This window comes from Halopenitus sp. POP-27, assembly GCF_029889855.1.
Taxonomy (GTDB): Archaea; Halobacteriota; Halobacteria; order Halobacteriales; family Haloferacaceae; genus Halopenitus; species Halopenitus malekzadehii.
Genome location: NZ_JARANU010000002.1, coordinates 57,455 through 76,553 on the forward strand (window position 1 = coordinate 57,455; position 19,099 = coordinate 76,553).

18 protein-coding genes are annotated in these 19,099 nt (G+C 67.3%); 8 read left to right on the forward strand and 10 right to left on the reverse strand.

Going from position 1 to position 19,099, the window contains the following annotated elements; translation table 11 throughout:
• Positions 1–32 precede the first annotated feature (32 nt).
• The 3 genes from OQF70_RS02020 to OQF70_RS02030 are packed head-to-tail and all read right to left on the reverse strand — an operon-like array spanning position 33 to position 4,097.
• Complete coding sequence (locus tag OQF70_RS02020; protein ID WP_280535559.1) at positions 33–1,001, reverse strand: ABC transporter ATP-binding protein; 969 nt, start codon at positions 999–1,001, stop codon at positions 33–35.
• Positions 998–2,677 (reverse strand): branched-chain amino acid ABC transporter permease, encoded by a 1,680-nt coding sequence (locus tag OQF70_RS02025; RefSeq protein WP_280535560.1) that lies wholly within the window; start codon positions 2,675–2,677, stop codon positions 998–1,000. The genes OQF70_RS02020 and OQF70_RS02025 overlap by 4 nt, the downstream gene beginning before the upstream one ends.
• A gap of 1 nt (position 2,678) precedes the next feature.
• Positions 2,679–4,097, reverse strand: a complete 1,419-nt coding sequence (locus OQF70_RS02030) for a branched-chain amino acid ABC transporter permease (protein ID WP_280535561.1) — start codon at positions 4,095–4,097, stop codon at positions 2,679–2,681.
• Positions 4,098–4,371: 274 nt separating this feature from the next.
• Between OQF70_RS02030 and OQF70_RS02035 the strand changes: the two genes are divergently transcribed.
• Both OQF70_RS02035 and OQF70_RS02040 read left to right on the forward strand, forming a co-directional pair.
• Positions 4,372–5,715 carry an ABC transporter substrate-binding protein gene (locus OQF70_RS02035; RefSeq protein WP_280535562.1) on the forward strand — a complete coding sequence of 448 codons (1,344 nt, stop codon included), beginning with the start codon at positions 4,372–4,374 and terminating at the stop codon, positions 5,713–5,715.
• A 75-nt stretch (positions 5,716–5,790) separates the two neighbouring features.
• On the forward strand, positions 5,791–6,993 hold the full coding sequence (locus OQF70_RS02040; protein WP_280535563.1) for a hypothetical protein: 1,203 nt from the start codon (positions 5,791–5,793) through the stop codon (positions 6,991–6,993).
• Positions 6,994–7,054: 61 nt separating this feature from the next.
• On the opposite strand, the gene OQF70_RS02045 is transcribed toward OQF70_RS02040, so the two are convergent.
• From OQF70_RS02045 to OQF70_RS02055, 3 genes are all read right to left on the reverse strand, one after another.
• Positions 7,055–7,453: a thioesterase family protein gene (locus OQF70_RS02045; protein WP_280535564.1), complete on the reverse strand. Its 399-nt coding sequence runs from the start codon at positions 7,451–7,453 to the stop codon at positions 7,055–7,057.
• 111 nt (positions 7,454–7,564) lie between these two features.
• Positions 7,565–7,870, reverse strand: coding sequence for a cupin domain-containing protein (locus OQF70_RS02050; protein WP_280535565.1), 306 nt, complete (start codon positions 7,868–7,870; stop codon positions 7,565–7,567).
• Between the two features lie 3 nt (positions 7,871–7,873).
• On the reverse strand, positions 7,874–8,293 hold the full coding sequence (locus tag OQF70_RS02055) for a cupin domain-containing protein (RefSeq protein WP_280535566.1): 420 nt from the start codon (positions 8,291–8,293) through the stop codon (positions 7,874–7,876).
• Positions 8,294–8,534: 241 nt separating this feature from the next.
• Between OQF70_RS02055 and OQF70_RS02060 the strand changes: the two genes are divergently transcribed.
• The 4 genes from OQF70_RS02060 to OQF70_RS02075 all read left to right on the forward strand — a co-directional run bounded on the left by OQF70_RS02060 (position 8,535) and on the right by OQF70_RS02075 (position 14,189).
• A complete protein-coding gene (locus tag OQF70_RS02060; protein WP_177167508.1) occupies positions 8,535–8,699 on the forward strand; it encodes a hypothetical protein in 165 nt (54 codons plus the stop codon).
• Positions 8,700–9,459: 760 nt separating this feature from the next.
• Positions 9,460–10,638: an alpha-1 4-glucan-protein synthase gene (locus OQF70_RS02065; RefSeq protein ID WP_280535567.1), complete on the forward strand. Its 1,179-nt coding sequence runs from the start codon at positions 9,460–9,462 to the stop codon at positions 10,636–10,638.
• 38 nt (positions 10,639–10,676) lie between these two features.
• A complete protein-coding gene (locus OQF70_RS02070) occupies positions 10,677–11,891 on the forward strand; it encodes an extracellular solute-binding protein (protein ID WP_280535568.1) in 1,215 nt (404 codons plus the stop codon).
• A gap of 93 nt (positions 11,892–11,984) precedes the next feature.
• Complete coding sequence (locus tag OQF70_RS02075) at positions 11,985–14,189, forward strand: glycosyltransferase family 39 protein (protein WP_280535569.1); 2,205 nt, start codon at positions 11,985–11,987, stop codon at positions 14,187–14,189.
• Positions 14,190–14,237: 48 nt separating this feature from the next.
• Here the strand turns inward: OQF70_RS02075 and OQF70_RS02080 are convergent, their stop codons facing one another.
• On the reverse strand, positions 14,238–15,464 hold the full coding sequence (locus OQF70_RS02080) for an inorganic phosphate transporter (protein ID WP_280535570.1): 1,227 nt from the start codon (positions 15,462–15,464) through the stop codon (positions 14,238–14,240).
• A gap of 152 nt (positions 15,465–15,616) precedes the next feature.
• Here OQF70_RS02080 and OQF70_RS02085 point away from each other — a divergent pair, with 152 nt between their 5' ends.
• Together OQF70_RS02085 and OQF70_RS02090 are read left to right on the forward strand one after the other, a co-directional pair.
• Entirely contained in the window at positions 15,617–15,961 is a 345-nt protein-coding gene (locus OQF70_RS02085; RefSeq protein WP_280535571.1) for a DUF5783 family protein, read from the forward strand.
• 90 nt (positions 15,962–16,051) lie between these two features.
• Positions 16,052–16,426 (forward strand): NifU family protein, encoded by a 375-nt coding sequence (locus OQF70_RS02090; protein WP_092817698.1) that lies wholly within the window; start codon positions 16,052–16,054, stop codon positions 16,424–16,426.
• Positions 16,427–16,569: 143 nt separating this feature from the next.
• Here OQF70_RS02090 and OQF70_RS02095 read toward each other — a convergent pair whose 3' ends face one another.
• Genes OQF70_RS02095 through OQF70_RS02105 form a run of 3 tightly spaced genes read right to left on the reverse strand, consistent with a single transcriptional unit; the run spans position 16,570 to position 19,012 of the window.
• Entirely contained in the window at positions 16,570–17,334 is a 765-nt protein-coding gene (locus tag OQF70_RS02095; RefSeq protein WP_280535683.1) for a phosphate ABC transporter ATP-binding protein, read from the reverse strand.
• Positions 17,335–17,336: 2 nt separating this feature from the next.
• A complete protein-coding gene (locus OQF70_RS02100) occupies positions 17,337–18,044 on the reverse strand; it encodes an ABC transporter permease (protein WP_280535684.1) in 708 nt (235 codons plus the stop codon).
• A gap of 53 nt (positions 18,045–18,097) precedes the next feature.
• Positions 18,098–19,012 carry a substrate-binding domain-containing protein gene (locus OQF70_RS02105; RefSeq protein ID WP_280535572.1) on the reverse strand — a complete coding sequence of 305 codons (915 nt, stop codon included), beginning with the start codon at positions 19,010–19,012 and terminating at the stop codon, positions 18,098–18,100.
• Between the last annotated feature and the right edge of the window lie 87 nt (positions 19,013–19,099).

A 19,099-nucleotide genomic window follows, 5' to 3' on the forward strand; every position in this document is an offset into this window, starting at 1 on the left:
TGCGTCGGGTCGCCCCAAACGGGACCGGCCGATCAGTCGACGCCGAGATAGGCGTCGATGACCGCCTCGTCCTCCTGGATCTCCTCGGGGTCGCCCTCGACGAGGACGTCCCCCTCGCTCATCACGACGATGGTGTCGCTCAGGTTCATAATGACCTCCATATCGTGTTCGACGATACAGAAGGTGTATCCCTCGTCCCGGAGCGTCTCGATGCGATCCATCAGCTTCCGGGTGAGCGAGGGATTGACACCCGCCACCGGCTCGTCGAGCAGAATGACCTCCGGGTCGATCATCAGCACCCGGCCCAACTCGAGCAGCTTCCGCTGACCGCCAGAGAGGTTGCCCGCGCGCTCGTCGCTCACGTGGTCGAGCTCCAACAGCTTGAGCATCTCGCGGGCCTGCTCGCGGACCTCGGCCTCCTCGCTGGCCATCAGGTCCCGGCGCAGCCAGGTGTTCAGCAGGTTCTCGCCGGCCTGCCCCTGCGGGGCGAGCATCAGGTTCTCGAGGACCGTCATCTCGGTCAGCTCGCGGGTGATCTGGAAGGTTCGGACGAGCCCCTGACGGGCGAGCATAAACGGGCGGCTGTTGGTGTGGCCCTCCCGAGCCTGTCGGACCCGCTCCTGGCCGGCGTAGAACCCGGCCCCCAGGCCCGCGCCGACCGCGAGCGTCCCGAGACCACCGACGGTGCCGAGCCCGAGGCCGGCGACGCCCGCGATGCCGCCGATCGTCCCGGCGGTGATCGCCGAGGCGCCGCCCCAGATGACGCGCTCGTCGCGGCTGGGTTCCATCAGGTCCTGGAGGTCCTCGCCGCGGAAGCGGACGCTGCCGCCGTCGGGCTCCTCGAAGCCGCTGATGAGGTTGAACGTCGTCGTCTTGCCCGCGCCGTTGGGGCCGATGAGGCCGGTGATCGACCCCTCCTCGATCCCGAACGTCGCGCCGTCGACGGCGGTGATGCCGCCGTACCGCTTCTGGAGGTTCTCGATCTCGAGGATCGCCGTCATGACTCACCCACCCCCGAGGAGTACTCCTCGCGACCAAGCAGCCCGTCCGGCATGTAGTACAACACGATCAGGAACAACACCCCGACGACGACGAGCCTGAACGCGAGGACGTTCACCCGGAGGGCGGGCGGGAAGAACCCGGCCAGCTGCGTGGTGGCCTGCTGGAACGCCCAGTAGAGCACCGCCCCGAGCAGCACGCCCTTGTTGTTGCCGACGCCACCGACGAAGACGATGAGCAGCGCAATGAAGGTCGTCTCGGGGGCGCCGGTCCGGAAGGTGAGTCCCTGAGAGTACATCGCCCACATCGCCCCGGCGAAGCCGCCGAGCGCCGAGCCGATCACCATGCTCTGGACCTTGTAGACGAACGGGTCCTTCCCGAGCGACTTCACCACCGCCTCGTCGTTGCGGATCGCCCGCAGGACGCGGCCGAACGGCGACTGGACCGCGGCCTCCAGTATCGCGTACAGCGCGCCCAGCGACAGGAGGAACAGCGCGAGCTGGAACCGGCTGTAATCCAGTTGGACAGTGACGTCCCCGATGACCGCGATGGAGTAGCCGATCCCGGCGCTGCTGCCGAACTGGAGGAACCAGACCGCGTTCCGGAAGAGGGTGCCGAGCACGCCGGAGACGTCCCCGGATCCGAGCGGGCCGAGGATCGGCAACAGAACGTACCAGATCCCGACGAACCAGACGGCGCCGAGCCCGATGACGGCCAGTTTGACGTCCGCGACCCACTCGTAGGACGTGATCGCGTGGTAGTAGGCGTACACGAGCGCGCCCAACAGCGCGAGCGTTCCGATGATCGAGACCGAGAGTCGATCGGTGAGCGGCAGCGGCAACAGCGCGACGAGCAGTCCCGTCCCGAACCCGACGCCGAGGGCCAGCTCGCGGCGCTCGAGACCGGCGTAGTGCTGGCCGATCGCCACGAGCACCACGAGCCAGCCGTAGACGGAGACCAGGACGCCGACGACCAACACGAGGGAGGCCGCAAGCAGGAGGCCCGCCGATATCACCGCCGCGATCAGCCCCGAAACGCCGGCCACCGCGAACCGGGATCCGAGGACGCCCGTGGCACGCGTCCCGAGACCGAACGACGTGACCGCATAGATCCGGTCGAGCGGCAGCCGGGAGTCGTTCTCGCGCTGCACTGACAGCGCCGCCGTGGCGACCGCCCAGACGACGAACACCACGAGCGCGAACGCGACCGCGCCCACGACGGTCCCCGGATCGATCGGGAAGAGCCCCTGGAACGGCGGGGAGTACCCCCGGAGCGCGTCCGGACCGTTCGCCAGCCAGCTCTCCGACTGGACGACCCGCTGGAAGATGACCGAGATCCCCAACAGGGTGATGGCGAGGTAGTCCTCGCGCAACCGTATCGTCGGCAGGGCCACGAGCCCGCCGATCACCCCCGTCAGTATCGTCGCGACGATGATCCCGAACGCCCAGGTTCCCACGAGGGGGACATCCCCGAGTCCGATGACGTAGTTGGTGAAGTCGGCCGGGTCGTCCGGCGGCAACACGAACAGCGCGGAGGTGTACGCGCCGATCAGGAAGAACCCGACGTGGCCGAAGTCCAACAGTCCGGTGTGACCGAACTTGACGTTCAACCCGAGCGAGAGGACGCCGTAGATGGCCACGAGCAACGCGAACGAGACGACGACGTCGGAGACCGCCATCTCAGTTCCCCCCCACGATGCCTTCCGGTTTCACGAGCAACACCACGAGCAACACCATGAACGCGACCGGGATGCGGTAGGTCGCGCTGAGTCCGGGGATGGCGAAGATGCCGACCTCCATCGCCAGCCCGACGACGTAGCTGCCGAGGATGGCGCCGTAGACGTTGATCCCACCGAGGATGACGCCGGCGAACATCGGCAACAGCAGGTTGAATCCGAGGTTGATGGAGAGGTTCGAGAAGAGGAACCCCAACAACACGCCCGCGAGCGACCCGAACAGGCCGGCGATGATCCAGACGGTCATCATCACGCGTCGAGTGTTGATCCCGCGCACCATCGCGAGGTCGCGGTTGTCGCTGGTCGCCCGCATCGCCTTCCCCAGCGTCGTCGCTCTGAGCAGGTAGTGTAGCAGCCCCATCATCGCGAGCGCGGTCAGAATGATGCCGACTCGGAGCGGGGACGCGCGAACGCGGGTGGCGTACCACGCCGTCTCGGGGATCGACCCGGGAGCGAGCGCCGTTCCGCCGACGACGACCGTTGCGACGACGGCAAGCGCGGCCGCGAGCCGACCGCCGATGACCCCCGCGGTGTCGGTCCGCCATCGGTAGGCTGCGACCGCGACGGCGGCGGCGACGGCGACGACGGCGACGACCTCGACCCACGAGTAGGAGAACGTCGCCAGCGGGATCTCGCTGCCCCCACGCGTCTCACGGATCGCGAGCGAGAACCCGTTACCGGCCACGAAGAAGTCGAAGAACTTCGCGAACGTGATGTCGAGCTGGCCGCCCGCGAAGGGAATCGTCGTGTCGACCTCGTAGGACCGGATCTCCCCGCCGAAGATCGTTTGGACGCCGAACCGGACGATGAACGCCACGGCCAGCGACACGATGAGCAGCATCGCAACCGAGGCGTCCTTCGCACGGAACTTTCGGAAGACGAGCGACTCCATCAACGGGACGAGCGCGCCCACGACGACGACGGCGAACAGGAGCGCGGCGAGGAACGACGGCGTCCCGGTCACCACGAGAACACCGACGACGCCCGCCGCCAGCACGTGCGTTCCGACGGCCACCGATGGCGGGGCGTCGATCCCCCACCAGCCGCCCTTCAGCGCGCGTATCCCGCCGAGGTGATACACGATGCCCAACACGCCAACGAACGAGACCACGAACAGGAACGCCAGTCCACCGATGCTGACCCCGCGCGTGTCCGTCGCGAGGGCACCGAACCCGGGAACCGTTCCGGGCCTGTTCACCAACAACGCCGTGTAGGCGCCGAGCGTCAGGAGATCGCCGTGAGCGAAGTTGGGCACGTCGCCGATGTCGTACACCAACGCGAGCCCGATCGCGCCGAGCGCCACGATGCTCCCGGTGACGATCCCGTTCGATATCGCGTTCAACAACCCCGTTTCGACTGCCATGTATGACATCTCATACCGCAGTACCTATACGATTATGGTATTTTTCAACCATCTGTCAGGATATCATCTCGAAGGGAAACGGATACGTCTCGGCTCGTGAACTCCAAAATCGCGTGACGCGGGATGGGCCACCGATCAGATCACCGACGGATCGGTCACGCTCTGCCGTATTTCGTCCGTATTCAGGCGGTTATGCGCGGAAATCCGTTGCAGACGAACCTCACAACGAGCACATGGTTTAATTACACAGAAGGACGAAACCATTGAATGGGCCATGTCATCGTACAACAGACGAGAGACGCTCAAGCGACTCGGCGCCGCGGCCGGAACGGCCGGCGTCGTCTCGCTCGCCGGCTGTTCACAGCAGGACGGCGGCAACGGTAATGGCAGCGGTAATGGAAACGGCGACGGAAACGGCAACGGCGGCGGCAACGGCGATGGAAACGGCGATGGGAACGGCGGAGGTGGCGGCGATCCGATCCAGTTCGGGACGCTGTTCCCGATCACCGGCACGAACAGCGCCTACGGCGGCGGCCATCAGGAGGCTGCGAACCTTGCGATCGAGGAGATAAACGCCGCGGGGGGTCCCCTCGACCGGGAGATACAGGTCACCAACCGCGACACCGAGGGCGACCCCGCACGGGCGGGCCAGAAGTTCCGGACGATGATCAACGAGCAGGGGATCGTCGGTCTCATCGGTCCGTATTCGAGCGGGATCGGAACCACGCTCGCGCCGATCGCCAGGGACAATCGGGTGATGGAGGTCTCGAACGGCAACACCTCGCCGGCGCTGGCGACGGCCGGAATCAACGACAGCAACGGCGTGAAGTATTACGGCCGAACCTCGCCGAACGACACCCAGCAGGGACTGGTCGTCGCCCGGATCATGAACCAGACGCTGGAGGCCGAGACCGCCGCGTTCCTCTACGTCGACAACCCCTACGGCGAGGGGCTCGCACAGGTCGCAAGCGAGAGCTTCGACGGCGAGACGCTCAACATGGTCGGCTACGCCCAGGAGGCGAGCGACTACACCTCGACGCTCGATTCGCTCTACGAGGGCGACCCGGACGTCGTCGGCGCCGTGATGTACCCGGGGAACGGCGAGACGATCCTCAACCAGTGGAACCAGGGCGGCTACGGCGGCCAGTGGGTCGCCGCCGAGGCAATCTGGTCCCCGGACCTGCTCTCGCGGCTGTCCGACATCGTCGAGGGGATGTACATCACCTCTCCGCAGACGGCCGACAGCGAGACCTTCCAGGAGAACATGGGCGGCCAGGACCAGATCACCCAGTTCGCGCCCCACGCCTACGACGCGACCTACCTCGAGGCGCTGGCGCTCCAGCGCGGCGGCGAGGCCAGCGGTACGGCGATCGCAGAGAACATCCGCGCCGTCTCGCGGCCGACGGATGGAGACACGAACGTCGGCATCGCCGGGTTCGAGGCCGGCAAGGAGGCCCTCCAGAACGGCGAGGAGGTCAACTACGACGGCGCCTCCGGCAACGTCGACTTCAACGAGAACCTCGAGCCGGTCGTCCCCTACCGGATCCTGCAGGTCGAGGGTGGCGAGGCCGTGCTCCAGGAGGAGGTGCCCGTCTCCTACTTCGAGGGGAAGATCTGAGACGTCGGGGCGTATCGCCCCATATCCGGCCGATCCGGCCGGACCGATTTTAGGGCCCGACCGTGAATCGAGGGTATGGTCGAGCTGGAAACGGAGTGGCACCCGTCGACGAAGCTGAACGTCATCGCCGGCGAGTTGGATTTCACGGTCGTGGATCCGATCCCGGACGGCGTGACGCGGGACGAGATCGAGGAGCACTGTTACGCGCTGCGGACGCTGTACGGCGAGTACGTCGACGAGATCGTCGCGGAGACGACGCTGTCTCAGCGTGAGGCTCAGACGTGGGTCCTCACGCGGCTCGTGCACGAGGGCGCCGATCGGCTCTCCTACGAGGCCGTCGGGCTCTACATCTGGGCGATCGGCCGGTCGACCGACGGCGACCCGCTCTCGCGGACGATCGTCACCGACTACGCCGACCGCGCCGCCGAGAAGGTCCACCGTGCCGAGGAGACCGTCAAGCGAACCGGCCCGCCGCCGTATCCCGACGACTGTTACGAGGAGCCGGCGCTCGTGTGGGTCGAGGGAGCGGTCGCCGATCGGCTCCGCCGCCGGGCCGGTCCCGAGGAGACGTACGGCGACCTCCTCGAGCGACTGCTCGACGAGACGCTCGCATCGATCCCGATGGCCGATCTGGTCGCAGCCTATCGCGAGGCCGCCGGCAGCGAGTACGTCGCCATCGAGACCGTCTACCGGAACTGGGACGAACACCTCCGGATCGTCGCGCACGCGCCCGGCGACGTCACGGTCGAGACGGTCGCGGAGGCCGACGCAGTCACCGTCGACGGGACGCCGATCCCGTTCCGAGTCGAGGAGCGTGCCGAGCCCCGGCGCGAGCAGTCACACCTCGCCGTGTACGACGCGACCGAGGGGATCGATCCCGAAATCGGAAGCGACCGGCTTCGGGACGCCCTGGTCGCGGTCGAGGGGACCCTTCCGGAAGTGGTCGATCGCGTCCGCGATGCGGGCGGCCACGCGCTCGCGGTCGCGACCGAGCCCGCGGGCGCGGGCGCCCACCTCCATCCGATCTTCCCGGATACGGGAGAGACCAACCTACCTGAGGACGGCGGACTCGCACAGCTGGAGCGGATCGATCTCGACGATCGAACGCTCGCCGTCGGTCGCATCTCGCCGACGACGGCCGACGAGTATCGGACGCTCACAGCGGAGACGACGTTGCTGTGGGCGGCGCCCGACTTCGAGTCGGGACCGGTCGAGCTGCCGAACGATCCGGTTGAGCGCCGCGAACGGTTTCCCGCAACGGTGCTGCGAACCGCCTGAACGTGGGCCGTGAGAACGGCGACGGCGGACCGACAGGCCATAAAGGCGGCGGCGACGGAACCTACAAGCCGTGATACTCGCGGATCGTCGACCGCCAGTCCGCGGGAAGCGTCACGGGCTCACCCGCCTCGGCGTCGTAGCTGACCTGAACCGACTCCGCTTCGGCGACGACGCCCTCGTCGGTGGCGATCGTGTAGGTCATCGGAACGCTCGTGGTACCGATCTCGGGAACGTCGACCGTGACCGTCACGGCCTCGTCGTCGAGTCCGATCGGGGAACGGTAGTCGATCGAAAGGCTCGCGAGCACGGTCTCCACCGCCGAGAGGTCGCGGTCCAACACCTCCCGGAAGTAGGCGGCCCGCGCCTGCTCGAGGTAGGTCGCGTAGACGGCGTTGTTGACGTGCCCCATCGAATCGACGTCGCGGAATCGAACCGCGATCTCCGTGGTGAACGTGCTCATAGCGATCCCTCGGCGAGGATCGATATGTAGCCATCGGCCGTCACGGAGTGACCGACGCTACCGCTGCCACCAACGTTGCGAGATCACCGGCGGCTTCGAGGACGGGACCCGCTACTCCTCGGACCGCGGTGCCAACACGAGCAGCGCGGTGCTGTCGGCCCTGGCGACCGGCGAGACCTCCCGATCCCCGTCGAACCGGGCGACGTCGCCGGGTTCGAGCTCGTGGATCTCGTCGTCGAGGTGCAGATCGATCGCGCCAGACAGGAGATACGCCACGATCTCCCGGTCGGGATGGCGGTGCGGATCCACGCGCTCGCCAGACTCGAGCTGCAGCCGGATCGTCTTCGGCTCGGCGCTCGGGAAGGCGTTCGCGTGGGGGACACCCTCGAGGTCTGCGAGGGACCGGACGGTGGCCATCGGTCACCGCCCCCCGTCGGCGCCGCGATCCGCCGTGTCCGCATCCCCGCCGTCGGGGTCGAACTCGCCACGCTTGAGCCCACGCCGAACCGGCTCGTGTTCCGCGTCGGTCGGCGGCGGCGCCGTCACCAACAGCGCCTCGAGACGACCGTCCTCGTCGGCGCGGATCCCGCGGTCGACGTCCGCCTCGACCGCGACGACGTCGCCGGGCTCGACGCGATGCTCGCGGTCGCCCTCCCGAACGATCCCGGTCCCCGACCGAACCCGCACCACGAGATCGCTGCTCGGCGCGTGGACGGGGATGAACTGACCGGGCTCGAAGAAGCCGCAGACGACCTTGACACGCTCCGTCCGGAAGACGCCCTGGGCGCTGAACCGCGACTCGTCGTACTCCCGTTCGGCGTCGAAGTCGATCGCCGGCATACTCACCGCCCTCCGTCCGCATCGCCGACGCTCGGTACCCGATCCCGCCGATAGCCACCCTCGATCGACACACATGCTGTCTGCATACGGTCGATCGAACGGGTCGCGCTCGGGTGTGGGTTTACCCGAATATGTTTCGCCGTCGCCGCACGGGATGTTTTGATATCGCGATATACAATTTATCCTTGACGCTACGGGGGAACGAGCAACCATTAAGCGACACGAGTCACAACCGGCACGTATGGCGCTTGAACGATCGACGACGTGTCCGCGGTGTGAGGAGGAGCAGTCGTTCTACCGAACCGCGGCGACGACGCTTCACCTCGGTGAGAAGCAGAAGTGGCGGTGTCCGGAGTGCGAGTACGGCTTCATCGCGATCAACGGGATCGACACCCTTCCCGCCTAGTCGACGCGGGATCCCGGTCGGCGATCGGCGCCCGGGACACGAACGTGGCCTCGACACCCGAATCGGCGGGCCGATTCTCCTAACCGCCGATTCAGCGACCCGGATCGATCGGACGGCGATCGATGGTCCGTGCTCCGAGGATCCCCTGACCGGCTGCTGTGTCGATCTCCGAAGCGACCGGTGCTTCGATCCGGATCCAGTCCCGGCGACGGATTCCGGACGATGACGTCCACACCAACCCGACGCCGGAACCGGGGACTGATTCGGCCTCCTCGCGCATACACGGGAACCACGTCACAAGTAGAGACACGGTACGAATCCCGGTACGAAGGATACCCGCCGGTCGGGACCGACATCGCTGCCACCGACCGATCGCCGGCACTCCCGGCGGCGACGAGAACCGACATTCACAGTCTGGGTATCGACCGAACCGCTCCCTGCTGAGTCGTGAGGCACGATATCGGCGTTTGAACCCCTCATTCGAACCGAACGTGACCCACGCCGGCGGACCACCAGGGGGATCGGCATTCGGTGGCCGTATGGGGTGGGTATCTGGACACCAGTCGATGGCGGACGGATCTGGCGAGAACCCCATTATAAATCATATATCGCGATAGTAAATCGCATCATCGTCCCCGATCGGAGCGGATCGACGCAACCGCCGATCGCGACGGTACCGGAACCGTCGGGTGTGGTAAAGTCTCGATGAACGGTCCGATCCCGGCACATTCTTTAGGCAGCCCTAAAGAGACGGGGATGAATGACTCAGGACATCTGCGTCGTGGTCCCGACGATCCGGGAGTACGAGTGTATGCGGACGTACTTCGAGAACGCGCGCGAACACGGGTTCGATCTCTCGCGACTCCACGTCGTGCTCGTGACCGAGGACTTCTGTGAGACGGACGCGATGGCGTCGATGCTCGAGGAGGAGGGCGTCTCCGGCGAGGTCTTCGACGGGACGCGTCGACAGGAGTGGTACGAGGAACACGGGATCGCCGAGTACGACCACCTCGTGCCGGCGGCCAGCCACGCGGAGACGAGCTTCGGGCTGCTGTATATGTGGGCTCACGACCGCTTCGAGTACGGCTTCTTCATCGACGACGACACGCTGCCGGAGCCCGAGGACGACTTCTTCGGCCGCCACATGGAGAACCTCGCGTTCGAGGGCGAGGTGGAGTCGGTGTCCTCCTCGGAGGACTGGGTGAACGTGCTCCACCAGAACGCCGACGAACACGGCCTCTACCCGCGCGGGTACCCCTACGCGGCGATGGACGAGACGGTCGAGACGTCGACGGAGACGGTCGACGACGTCGTGGCGTCCCAGGGACTGTGGACCAACGTCCCCGACCTCGATGCAGTCAGAATCCTGATGGACGGCGACCTACAGGGACAGGCCCAGACGCGGACGAGCCGGTCCGATTTCACCGGCGACTTCGTCGCCGCCGAGGGGAACTACCTGACGGTCTGTTCCATGAACCTCGCGTTCAAGCGGGAGGTCATCCCGGCGTTCTACCAGTTGCCGATGGACGACAACGAGTGGGACGTCGGGCGGTTCGACGACATCTGGAGCGGCGTGTTCCTCAAGCGAGCCTGCGACGTGCTCGGAACGACGATCTACAACGGCTACCCGTTGTGTGAACACAACAAGGCGCCGCGGTCGACCTTCGACGACTTGACGAACGAGGTCGCCGGTCTCGAGCTCAACGAACACCTCTACGAGATCATCGACGACGTCGGCGGCGACGCCGAGACCTACGCGGACGTCTTCGCGGCGATGGGTCGGGAACTCGCCGAGGGCGACTACGAATCGTACAACAACGGCGCGTTCTTCAACTACGTCGGCGAACACATGTGTGAGTGGCTCGACTGCCTCGAGACGCTCAACGGCCTCGAGGGCGTGAGCCGGTCGCGGGACGCGCGGACGGCGACGGGGAACTGAACCGACGGGTATATATTGTTTTAGGTAAACCTAAAAATATGACCGACGACTCCATCGACGGACGAGACGACGATCGACGGAACGCGACGGATTCGCAACGATCGACGGATCGGCGGCGGTTCCTCGCAAGCGCTGGCACGCTGGCCGCAGTCGGGATCGCCGGCTGTACAGGGAACGGTAACGGTAGCGGGAACGGCAACGGCAACGGCGGTGGCAACGGGAACGGCAACGGCAACGGCGACACCGATCCCGGCTCCGACGTCGGACAGATCGGATCCGGGCGGGCGGGACGTGACGCACCCGGCGGCACGCCGATGGCGGAGATGCCCGACCTCGAGGGCGAACTCACCGTCTACTCCGGCCGCGGGGAGTTCCTCGTCGGCGAGATCGTGAGCTACATCGGCGACCTGTACGACGACTTCGATCTGACCGTTCGGTACGGCGGCTCGACCGACCTCGTCAACCAGATCGCCAACGAGGGCGCCGGGACGCCGGCCGACGTCTTCTACTCGGTCAACGCCGGATCGCTCGGCGCGCTCGCTGACGCGGGCCACGCCGCGTCCCTCTCGAGCGATCTGACCGACCTCGTGCGCGGCGAGTTCCACACGGAGAACTGGATCGGGACGTCGGGCCGGGCACGAACGGTACCGTACAACACGAACTCCGTCTCCGAGGCGGACCTCCCGAGCGACATCATGGCGTATCCCGAGGAGTTCGACGGGGACCTCGGCTGGGCACCGCGGTACGGATCCTGCCAGGCATTCGTCACCGCGATGCGGATCATCGAGGGCGAGGAGGCGACCCGCGAGTGGCTCCAGGGCGTCCTCGACGCCGGCATCCAGGAGTACCCCGACGAGTTCGCCGCCTGCCAGGCGATCGCCGACGGCGAGATCGACGCCGCGTTCACGAACCACTACTACATCCAGCGCGTCCTCGACGGGAACCCCGGGGCCCCGATCGCGACCGCCTTCACCGAGGGCGACGCGGGCGCCGTCTTCAACGTCGCCGGCGCGGCGGTCGTCGAGGCGACCGACGAGGCGACGCTGGCCGAGAACTTCATCCGCCACCTGCTGTCGGCGGAGGCACAGGACTACTTCGCACGGTCGACCTTCGAGTACCCGCTGATCCCGGACGTCGATCCGATCGGCGATCTGCCCACGATCGACGAACTCGACGTGCCGGACATCGACCTCGCCCAGCTGTCGAACCTCGAGGAAACGGTCGACCTGATGCGCGACGTGGGCGCACTCTAAGGACGAACGGTCGCCGTGCCGGACCGGGTTCGCTCCGCGATCGGACGTGTTCGCCGCAGGCTCCAGCGGCGGCTCCGATCACGGCTCCGCCGGATGGCCCCTGAAACCCTCGCGGCGCTCGGCGTCGCGGCGATCGCCGGGATCGCGGTGTTCGTCGTCGCGATGACCGTCTTCGCGTACCACTCGAGCAACCACGACGAGGGCGTCTACCTCCAACAGGCAGCGATGCTGCTCGAGGGACAGATCGCGCTGTATCCCGGCGAGTTGGCCGACGCGTTCCACCCCTGGTTCTTCATCGAGGACGGCGGCCGACTCTACCCCAAATACACGCCGGTACCGGCCGCGATGTACGCGGTCGCGATGGCACTGGTCGGCGAGCCGCGGGTCACCCTCGCGGTCATCGCCGCGGCGAACGTCTTCCTCGTCTATCGACTCGGATCGATGGTCGCGGATCGCCGCGTCGGGCTCGTCGCGGCGGTCGTCTTCGCTGCGGCACCGATGACGCTCGTGACGACCTCGGTCTTCCTCCCCTACGCGCCCACCGCGGCATTGAACCTCCTGTTCATCGTCTCGTATCTGCGCGGCGTTCGGGACGGATCGCTCCGGTGGGCCGGCGTCGCCGGGCTCGCGATCGGGCTCGCGTTCTTCGCGCGTCCCTATACGGCAGTGTCGGTCGCCGCACCGTTCGTTCTGCACGCACTGGTGAGGACCCTTCGGGCGGCCGACCGGGGGACGCTGGCGACGGTGCGGTCGAACGCCGCCGCCCTCCCTGACCCGATCCGACGGAACCTTCTCACCGGCGCGCTCGGGCTCCTGTTCGTCGGCGTCACGCTCGCGTACAACCGGGTGCTGACCGGATCGCCGCTCGTCTTCCCGTATCAGGCGTTCGCCCCGCTCGACGGTCCCGGATTCGGACGCCGGCGGATCCTCGGCCACTCGATCGAGTACACGCCGGAGCTGGCGCTTGAAGCGAACCGGCACGTCGTCGAGTATCTGCTCACACGGTGGATGACCGCGGGCGGCATCGGGAGCGCGGCGGCGCTTGCGGGGGTCGCGATCGCGGCGCGTCGGTGGATCGCTTCGACGTCCGGAGACGGATTCCACCGGACCGCGAGCGGCCTGCTGGCGGGCGTCCTCGTGACCGTCCCGCTCGCGAACCTCGCGTTCTGGGGGAACTACAACGTCCTCGGGGAGATGGGCGATCCGACGGAGGGACTGATCGCGGTGATCGGCCCCATCTACTACTTCGATCTCCTCGTACCGCTGTCCGTCTTTGCAGCCCTCGCCGCCGTCGTCGGCTGGCGCCGACTGTCCGACCGGGCGGCCGCCCGAGCCGCACGGTTCGATCGCCGAGACGCGGACCGGGCGGCCCGCGCCGTCCGCGTGCTCGCGATCGGTGCGGCGGTGATCGGTCTGGTGCTTGCGGGATCGGTCACCGTCTCGCTCGCGTCCGACCCGATCGAACGGAACGCGGCACAGACCGAGAAGTTCGAGACGGCCTACGAGCCGATCGAGTCGGCCACGTTCGAGGACGATCTCGTCTTCGTTCCGACGCCGTACGGCGACTGGCAGAGCCATCCCTTCCAGTATCTCCGGAACGACCCCGGCTTCGACGGTCCGGTGGTGTACGCGCTCGATCGGGACCCGGTGGCGGACTTCACCGTGATCGACGCGTACCCGGACCGCGAGTACCACCGGTTCACCTACCAGGGCGAGTGGACCGCGAACCCCGATCAGCACGTGAGACCGAAACTCGAGGCGCTCGACGTCCGTCGTGGATCCACGCTCACGGCGCGAACGACCGTCGGCGTCCCCGACCGCGTCTCCCGAGCACGGGTTCGACTCTCGAGCGAGACGGGAGAGTCGGCGTATCTCGGATACGGGATCGCCGATCCCGGAGAGTCGCTGACGGTCGACTGGCGACTGACGCCCGAGGGGGTCGAACTCCCCGGCGCCGAAGCCGCCGGCGGCGAACCCACGGACTCCGGCTCGGGGACGATCCCGATCGGCGAGGATGCCGAGACGGTCGTGCTCACGATCACGTTGGTCCAACCCGACGGGGGCACACTCACGTATCGCCAGGAGGCGACGGTTCGCCCCACTGAGGCCGGAGCGGAGGCCGACGGTGACGGCGGTGGGGAGACGACCGACGACGCCGTCGAGGTGATCTGGCCGCCGGAACGGTCCGTCTGTACGCTCGTGCGGGAGTGTGGCACGGACGGCACCTACATCCCCGACGATCCGGACGCACACCTCGACGGCGTGGACTTCGAGGCGACCGTCAGGGCCACCGAGTGACCGTCGACGCTTATAGCGCGGGAACAGCCCGAAGAGTGACCGCCGACGCTATAGCGTGGGCACAGCCCGAAAGACGACGTAGGATCCGATCGTCGCCGCCACGGGAACGGCGTTCTGCAGGAGAACGACGCGCGCGGTGGTCGTCGGTTTATACAGGTCGGCGATGCTGAGCGCGTCCGCCGGCGCCGCGTTCACGTCCACCGTCGAATCCTCAGTCACGTCCACGGTCGCATCCACCGTCGAATCCTCGGTCGCGTCCACCGCCACGTCCTCGGTTGCGCCTGACTCCGTCTCCGGCGTCTCGAACGCCGTCGACTGCGTGGACGGGGCATCGGGAAGCTCCTGGAGCCGGGTCGCCCGCCCCCAGCCGAGTCCGACGATGCTCATCGTCGCGATCACGACGAAGGAGGCGGGGATCCCGAGCACGGAGAGCCCGACGACGAGCGCCGACGTGACGAGCGACACGACGAGTGCGGCGGTTAGCGGCAGTTCGGTGAGGTCGTTGCCCATCGTCTCGAGGGTACGTCGGCCCAGCGTGAACGCGCCGGCGCCCATCGCGAGGGCGGCAAGCAGGACGCCGGCGTTCATGGAGAGGTCGCCGCTGCCGACCAGCGGGGCGACCGCGTTCGCGACGTTGGAGGCGCCGGCCGAGAACGCGTTGAGACACGCGATCGCGAGGACGACGACGGCGCCGATCAGCTCTCGCGTCGTCGCCGACCGCGCGGTTCGCACCGTCGGGACGCGTCCCGACCGATCGATCCGGGCCGGAAACCCGCCCGTGCGGTCGATCGCGAGGATCGTCGCGAGTCGATCGTACCAGTAGCGCCCGACGACGGCGCTGACCCAGAACCCGACGACGGGGGCCACGAGCCACCAGGCGACGATCTTGAGGGCGATCTCCTGGTTCAGCGTGCCGCGGGCGACCCCGAGCCCGGCGATCGCGCCGACCGCGGTCATCGACGTCGAGGCGGGCACGCCGAAGATATTCGAGACGAACAGCGCCCCGCCGACGAACAGGAGGACGACGATCGACGTCTCCAGGGTAAAGGGGTTCCCGCGGAGCAGGCCGGCGCCGAGGGTATCGACGACTCGACGGCCGATGGTCCAGCCGCCACCGAGAACGAACACCGACATCAGCGCGCCTGCACCGATTTTGGAGATCAGGTCGCTGCCGACCGCGGGCCCGAACGCGACGCCGGTTCCGGAGCCGCCGATATTGACCCCGACGAACGCGGCGACGACGATGCCGACGAGGAGGAGCAACGATACCGACATAGGCGAGACTATCGGATCACGATATATAAGTCGCTCAGTCGGTTCCGTCGGGCGAGACCGCGGTCACGGTCGAGCTGCCGACATCGGACGGGCCGGCCGACCGACGAACGTCGACCGGCCGACTTTTCCCCGATCGACGCCCAGAACTGACCATGAGCGCCGACTTCGACCCCGAGAAGTTCGAGGACAAGTACGCCAACTACTTCACCGAACTGCAGCGCGCGTACAAGAACGCGTTCAACTATATGAACGAGCGATACGACTCACAGCTGATCCACGGGATCGACCAGACCGTGTTGAACGAGTCCGAACCGTTCTACGAGGACGGCGAGTTCGTCGTCGAACTCCCCGAGAACCCGCGTGAACGCTTCGAGGGTGCGCTCGTCGACGACGAGAAGTTCGCCGAGACGCTGGAGATCTACGTCGACCGCATCGAGTCGGAACTGTACCGCGTCTTCGGCGTCGACCGTCCCGACGACGAGGACCCCGCGGAGTGAGGCGCTCCCGAGCCCGTCCCGAACCGGCTGACGGCAGCGGATACCGGTCCGAACCAAAGGCATAAGCCGGTTCACCGCCAACCAGGCAGTATGAGCACGGAAGCGGCGGACACCGACGATCTTCGCGACCGGATCACGAACTTCCTGCGGCGCAACTTCCCGCAGATTCAGATGCACGGCGGCGACGCCGCGATCAGCCATCTCGACCGCGAGAACGGCGAGGTCCACATCCAGCTCGGCGGCGCGTGTTCGGGCTGCGGCATCTCCCCGATGACGATCCAGGCGATCAAGTCCCGGATGGTCAAGGAGATCCCGGAGATCGAGACGGTTCACGCCGACACCGGGATGGGCTCGGGCGCGGACGGGGACCTCGGCGGCACGAGCAGCGGCGGGATGTCCCCCTCCTTCCCGGGCGAGACGAGCGACGACGGCGAGGACGACGAAGGGCCGCAGGCCCCGTTCTGAGGTCGACGCCGACCGTCGAGGAGGACGTCGTTTTTCCGCCATCGTGGATCGACGAAGAGCGTGAGCCCCGGTCGGATAGTCGCCGATCGACGATCGATCGGACGGTTACGATCGCCGAGCCGCCGCGGAATCACCCGCCGACGTCAGTACACGAGTTCGCCGGAGATGAACTGCCGGGTGCGGTCATCGTTCGGATCCTCGAAGACCCGGTCGGCCGGGCCGATCTCCGCGATCCCGTCGCCGAGCAGCACGGCCGCACGGTCCGCGACGCGTTCGGCCTGATGCATATCGTGGGTGGCGAGGACGACGCCGATCCCCCGGTCACGGGCCGCCGAGACCGCCTCCTCGATGAGGGCGGTGTTCCGCGGGTCGAGATCGGAGGTCGGCTCGTCGAGCAACAGGACGTCGGGGTCGTACGCCAGGGCTCGCGCGAAGGAGACGCGCTGGGCCTCACCGCCCGAGAGGGATCCGGCCGGTTGGTCGCCACGATCGGCGAGTCCCACGACCGAGAGGGCCTCCGTGACGGCATCAGCGGGGCTGGACGGGCCGGCTATCGAGGCGGCCCAGTCGCGGAGGCGGTCGCTCCAGGGCCGCCGGACGCGCAGCCCGTACTCGACGTTCCGCGCGACGGAGGCGTCGAAGAGGTTGGCCTCCTGAAAGACCATCCCGATCCGCCTGCGGAGGCGGAGCCGATCGCCGTTGTCGAGCGCCCAGGCGTCGGTGCCGTCGAGCTCGATCGTGCCGTCGTCGGGCGTTTCGGCGAGCGCGAGCAGGCGCAACAAGGTCGATTTGCCGACCCCGGAGGGGCCGATCACCGCGAGCACGTCGCCCGCCTCGACGCCGACCGAGAGGCCCTCGAGAACGGGGTCGTCCCCGTAGGAGACGGCGACGTCACGTGCGCGAAGCACCATCACCGGACCCCTCCGTCGCCGATCCGCACCACGATCCCGTTGACGACCAACACGAGCACGACGAGGACGACGCCGAGCACCATCGCGGTCTCGTAGCGGCCCTGGCGGGCCTCGAGCTGGATCGCGGTCGTGAGCGTGCGCGTCTTCGAGATGCCGTCGACGCCCGCGATGTTGCCGCCGACGATGAGTACCGACCCGACCTCGCTGATCGCGCGGCCGAACCCCGCAAGCACCGCCGTGGCGATCCCGTATCGAGCCTCCCGGAGCGTAACGAGCGCCACGTCGAGTCGCGTCCCGCCGAGCGCACGTGCGGCGTCGCGGACGCCCCCGTCGACGCCGTCGATCGCGGCCAGCGAGATCGCCGTGATCGGCGGCGTCGCGAGCACGAACTGCGAGAAGATCATCGCCTCGCGGGTGAACATCAACTCGAGTTCGCCGAGCGGCCCCTGACTGGAGACGGCGAACAACACCACGAGCCCGACGACGACGCTCGGAAACCCCATTCCGGTGTTGATCGCCGCGGTGAGAAGCCCCTTTCCGGGAAAGTCGTTGAACCCGACGAGCAACGCGACCGGAAGACTCACCAGAGTGCTCGCGAGGACCGCACAGAGGCTGACGTACAACGAGACGGCGACGATGCTGCGGACGTAGACCGTCTCGAAGGGGAACGAGACGAGAGACACGAGCGAGAAAGTGGGCGGTGCGATCGCCGGAGAAAGACCCTCGGCCGCGAGCGATGCGATCGGTTCGAGGAACACGGTTAGCTTTCGGAACCGCTCGCACTCCACCCTTCCGGAACGTACTGCTGGAAGTTCGGATCCTCGGAGAGCGCGCGCGGGAAGAAGAGCTGCTCCCCGTTCGACTCGTAATCCGCGATCAGATCCTGGGCCTCGGGGCTCGTGATGTACCCGATGTACGCCATCGCGAGGTCGTAGTTGACGTCCTCGTGGACCGCCGGGTTGACCGCCAGGATCCCGTAGGGGTTCGCGAGCAGCTCCGGACCGCCCTCGATGGGGCCCTGCACGAGGATCGTGAGGTCGATCTCCGACCGCTGTGAGAGGTAGGTTCCCCGGTCGGAAAGCGTGTAGCCGCCCTGCTCGTTCGCGATGTTGAGCACCTCGCCCATCCCCTGGCCGGTCTCCTGGTACCAGTCGCCGCCGGGATCGACGTCGGCGGCCTCCCAGACCGCGAGCTCCTTCGTGTGCGTTCCGGAGTTGTCCCCACGGGAGATGAAGGGTGCGCCCGCCTCGGCGATCGCGGCGAACGCCTCGGTCGCCGATCCCGTCCCCTCGATGCCGGCCGGGTCGGCGGAGGGGCCGACGATAACGAAGTCGTTGAACATCAGGTCGCGGCGGTTCACGCCGTACCCCTCGCGCATGAACTCGTCCTCGAGGGACCGCGCGTGGACCATCACCACGTCGGAGTCGCCGTTCCGGGCCGTCTCCAGGGCCGCGCCGGTCCCCTGGGCGACCGAATCGACCGTGACGCCGTACATGTCCTCGAAGGGCGCGTTGAGCTCGCTCAGGAGGCCGGTGTCGTAGGTGCTCGTGGTCGTCGTCAGCGTCAGCGTCTCGCCGGCGACGCCCGCAGTCTGCTCGGCGGAGCCGCCGAGGCAGCCGGCGACGCCCAGCGACAGGCCGCCGGCGGTCGCGGCGATGAATTCTCGTCGTTGCATCGTATTCGATACAACGGTCATCGACAACATACTTAACCTTTTCCGAATATGTGTAACTGGAAGTATTTACGCGCCGGTTGAGACGGG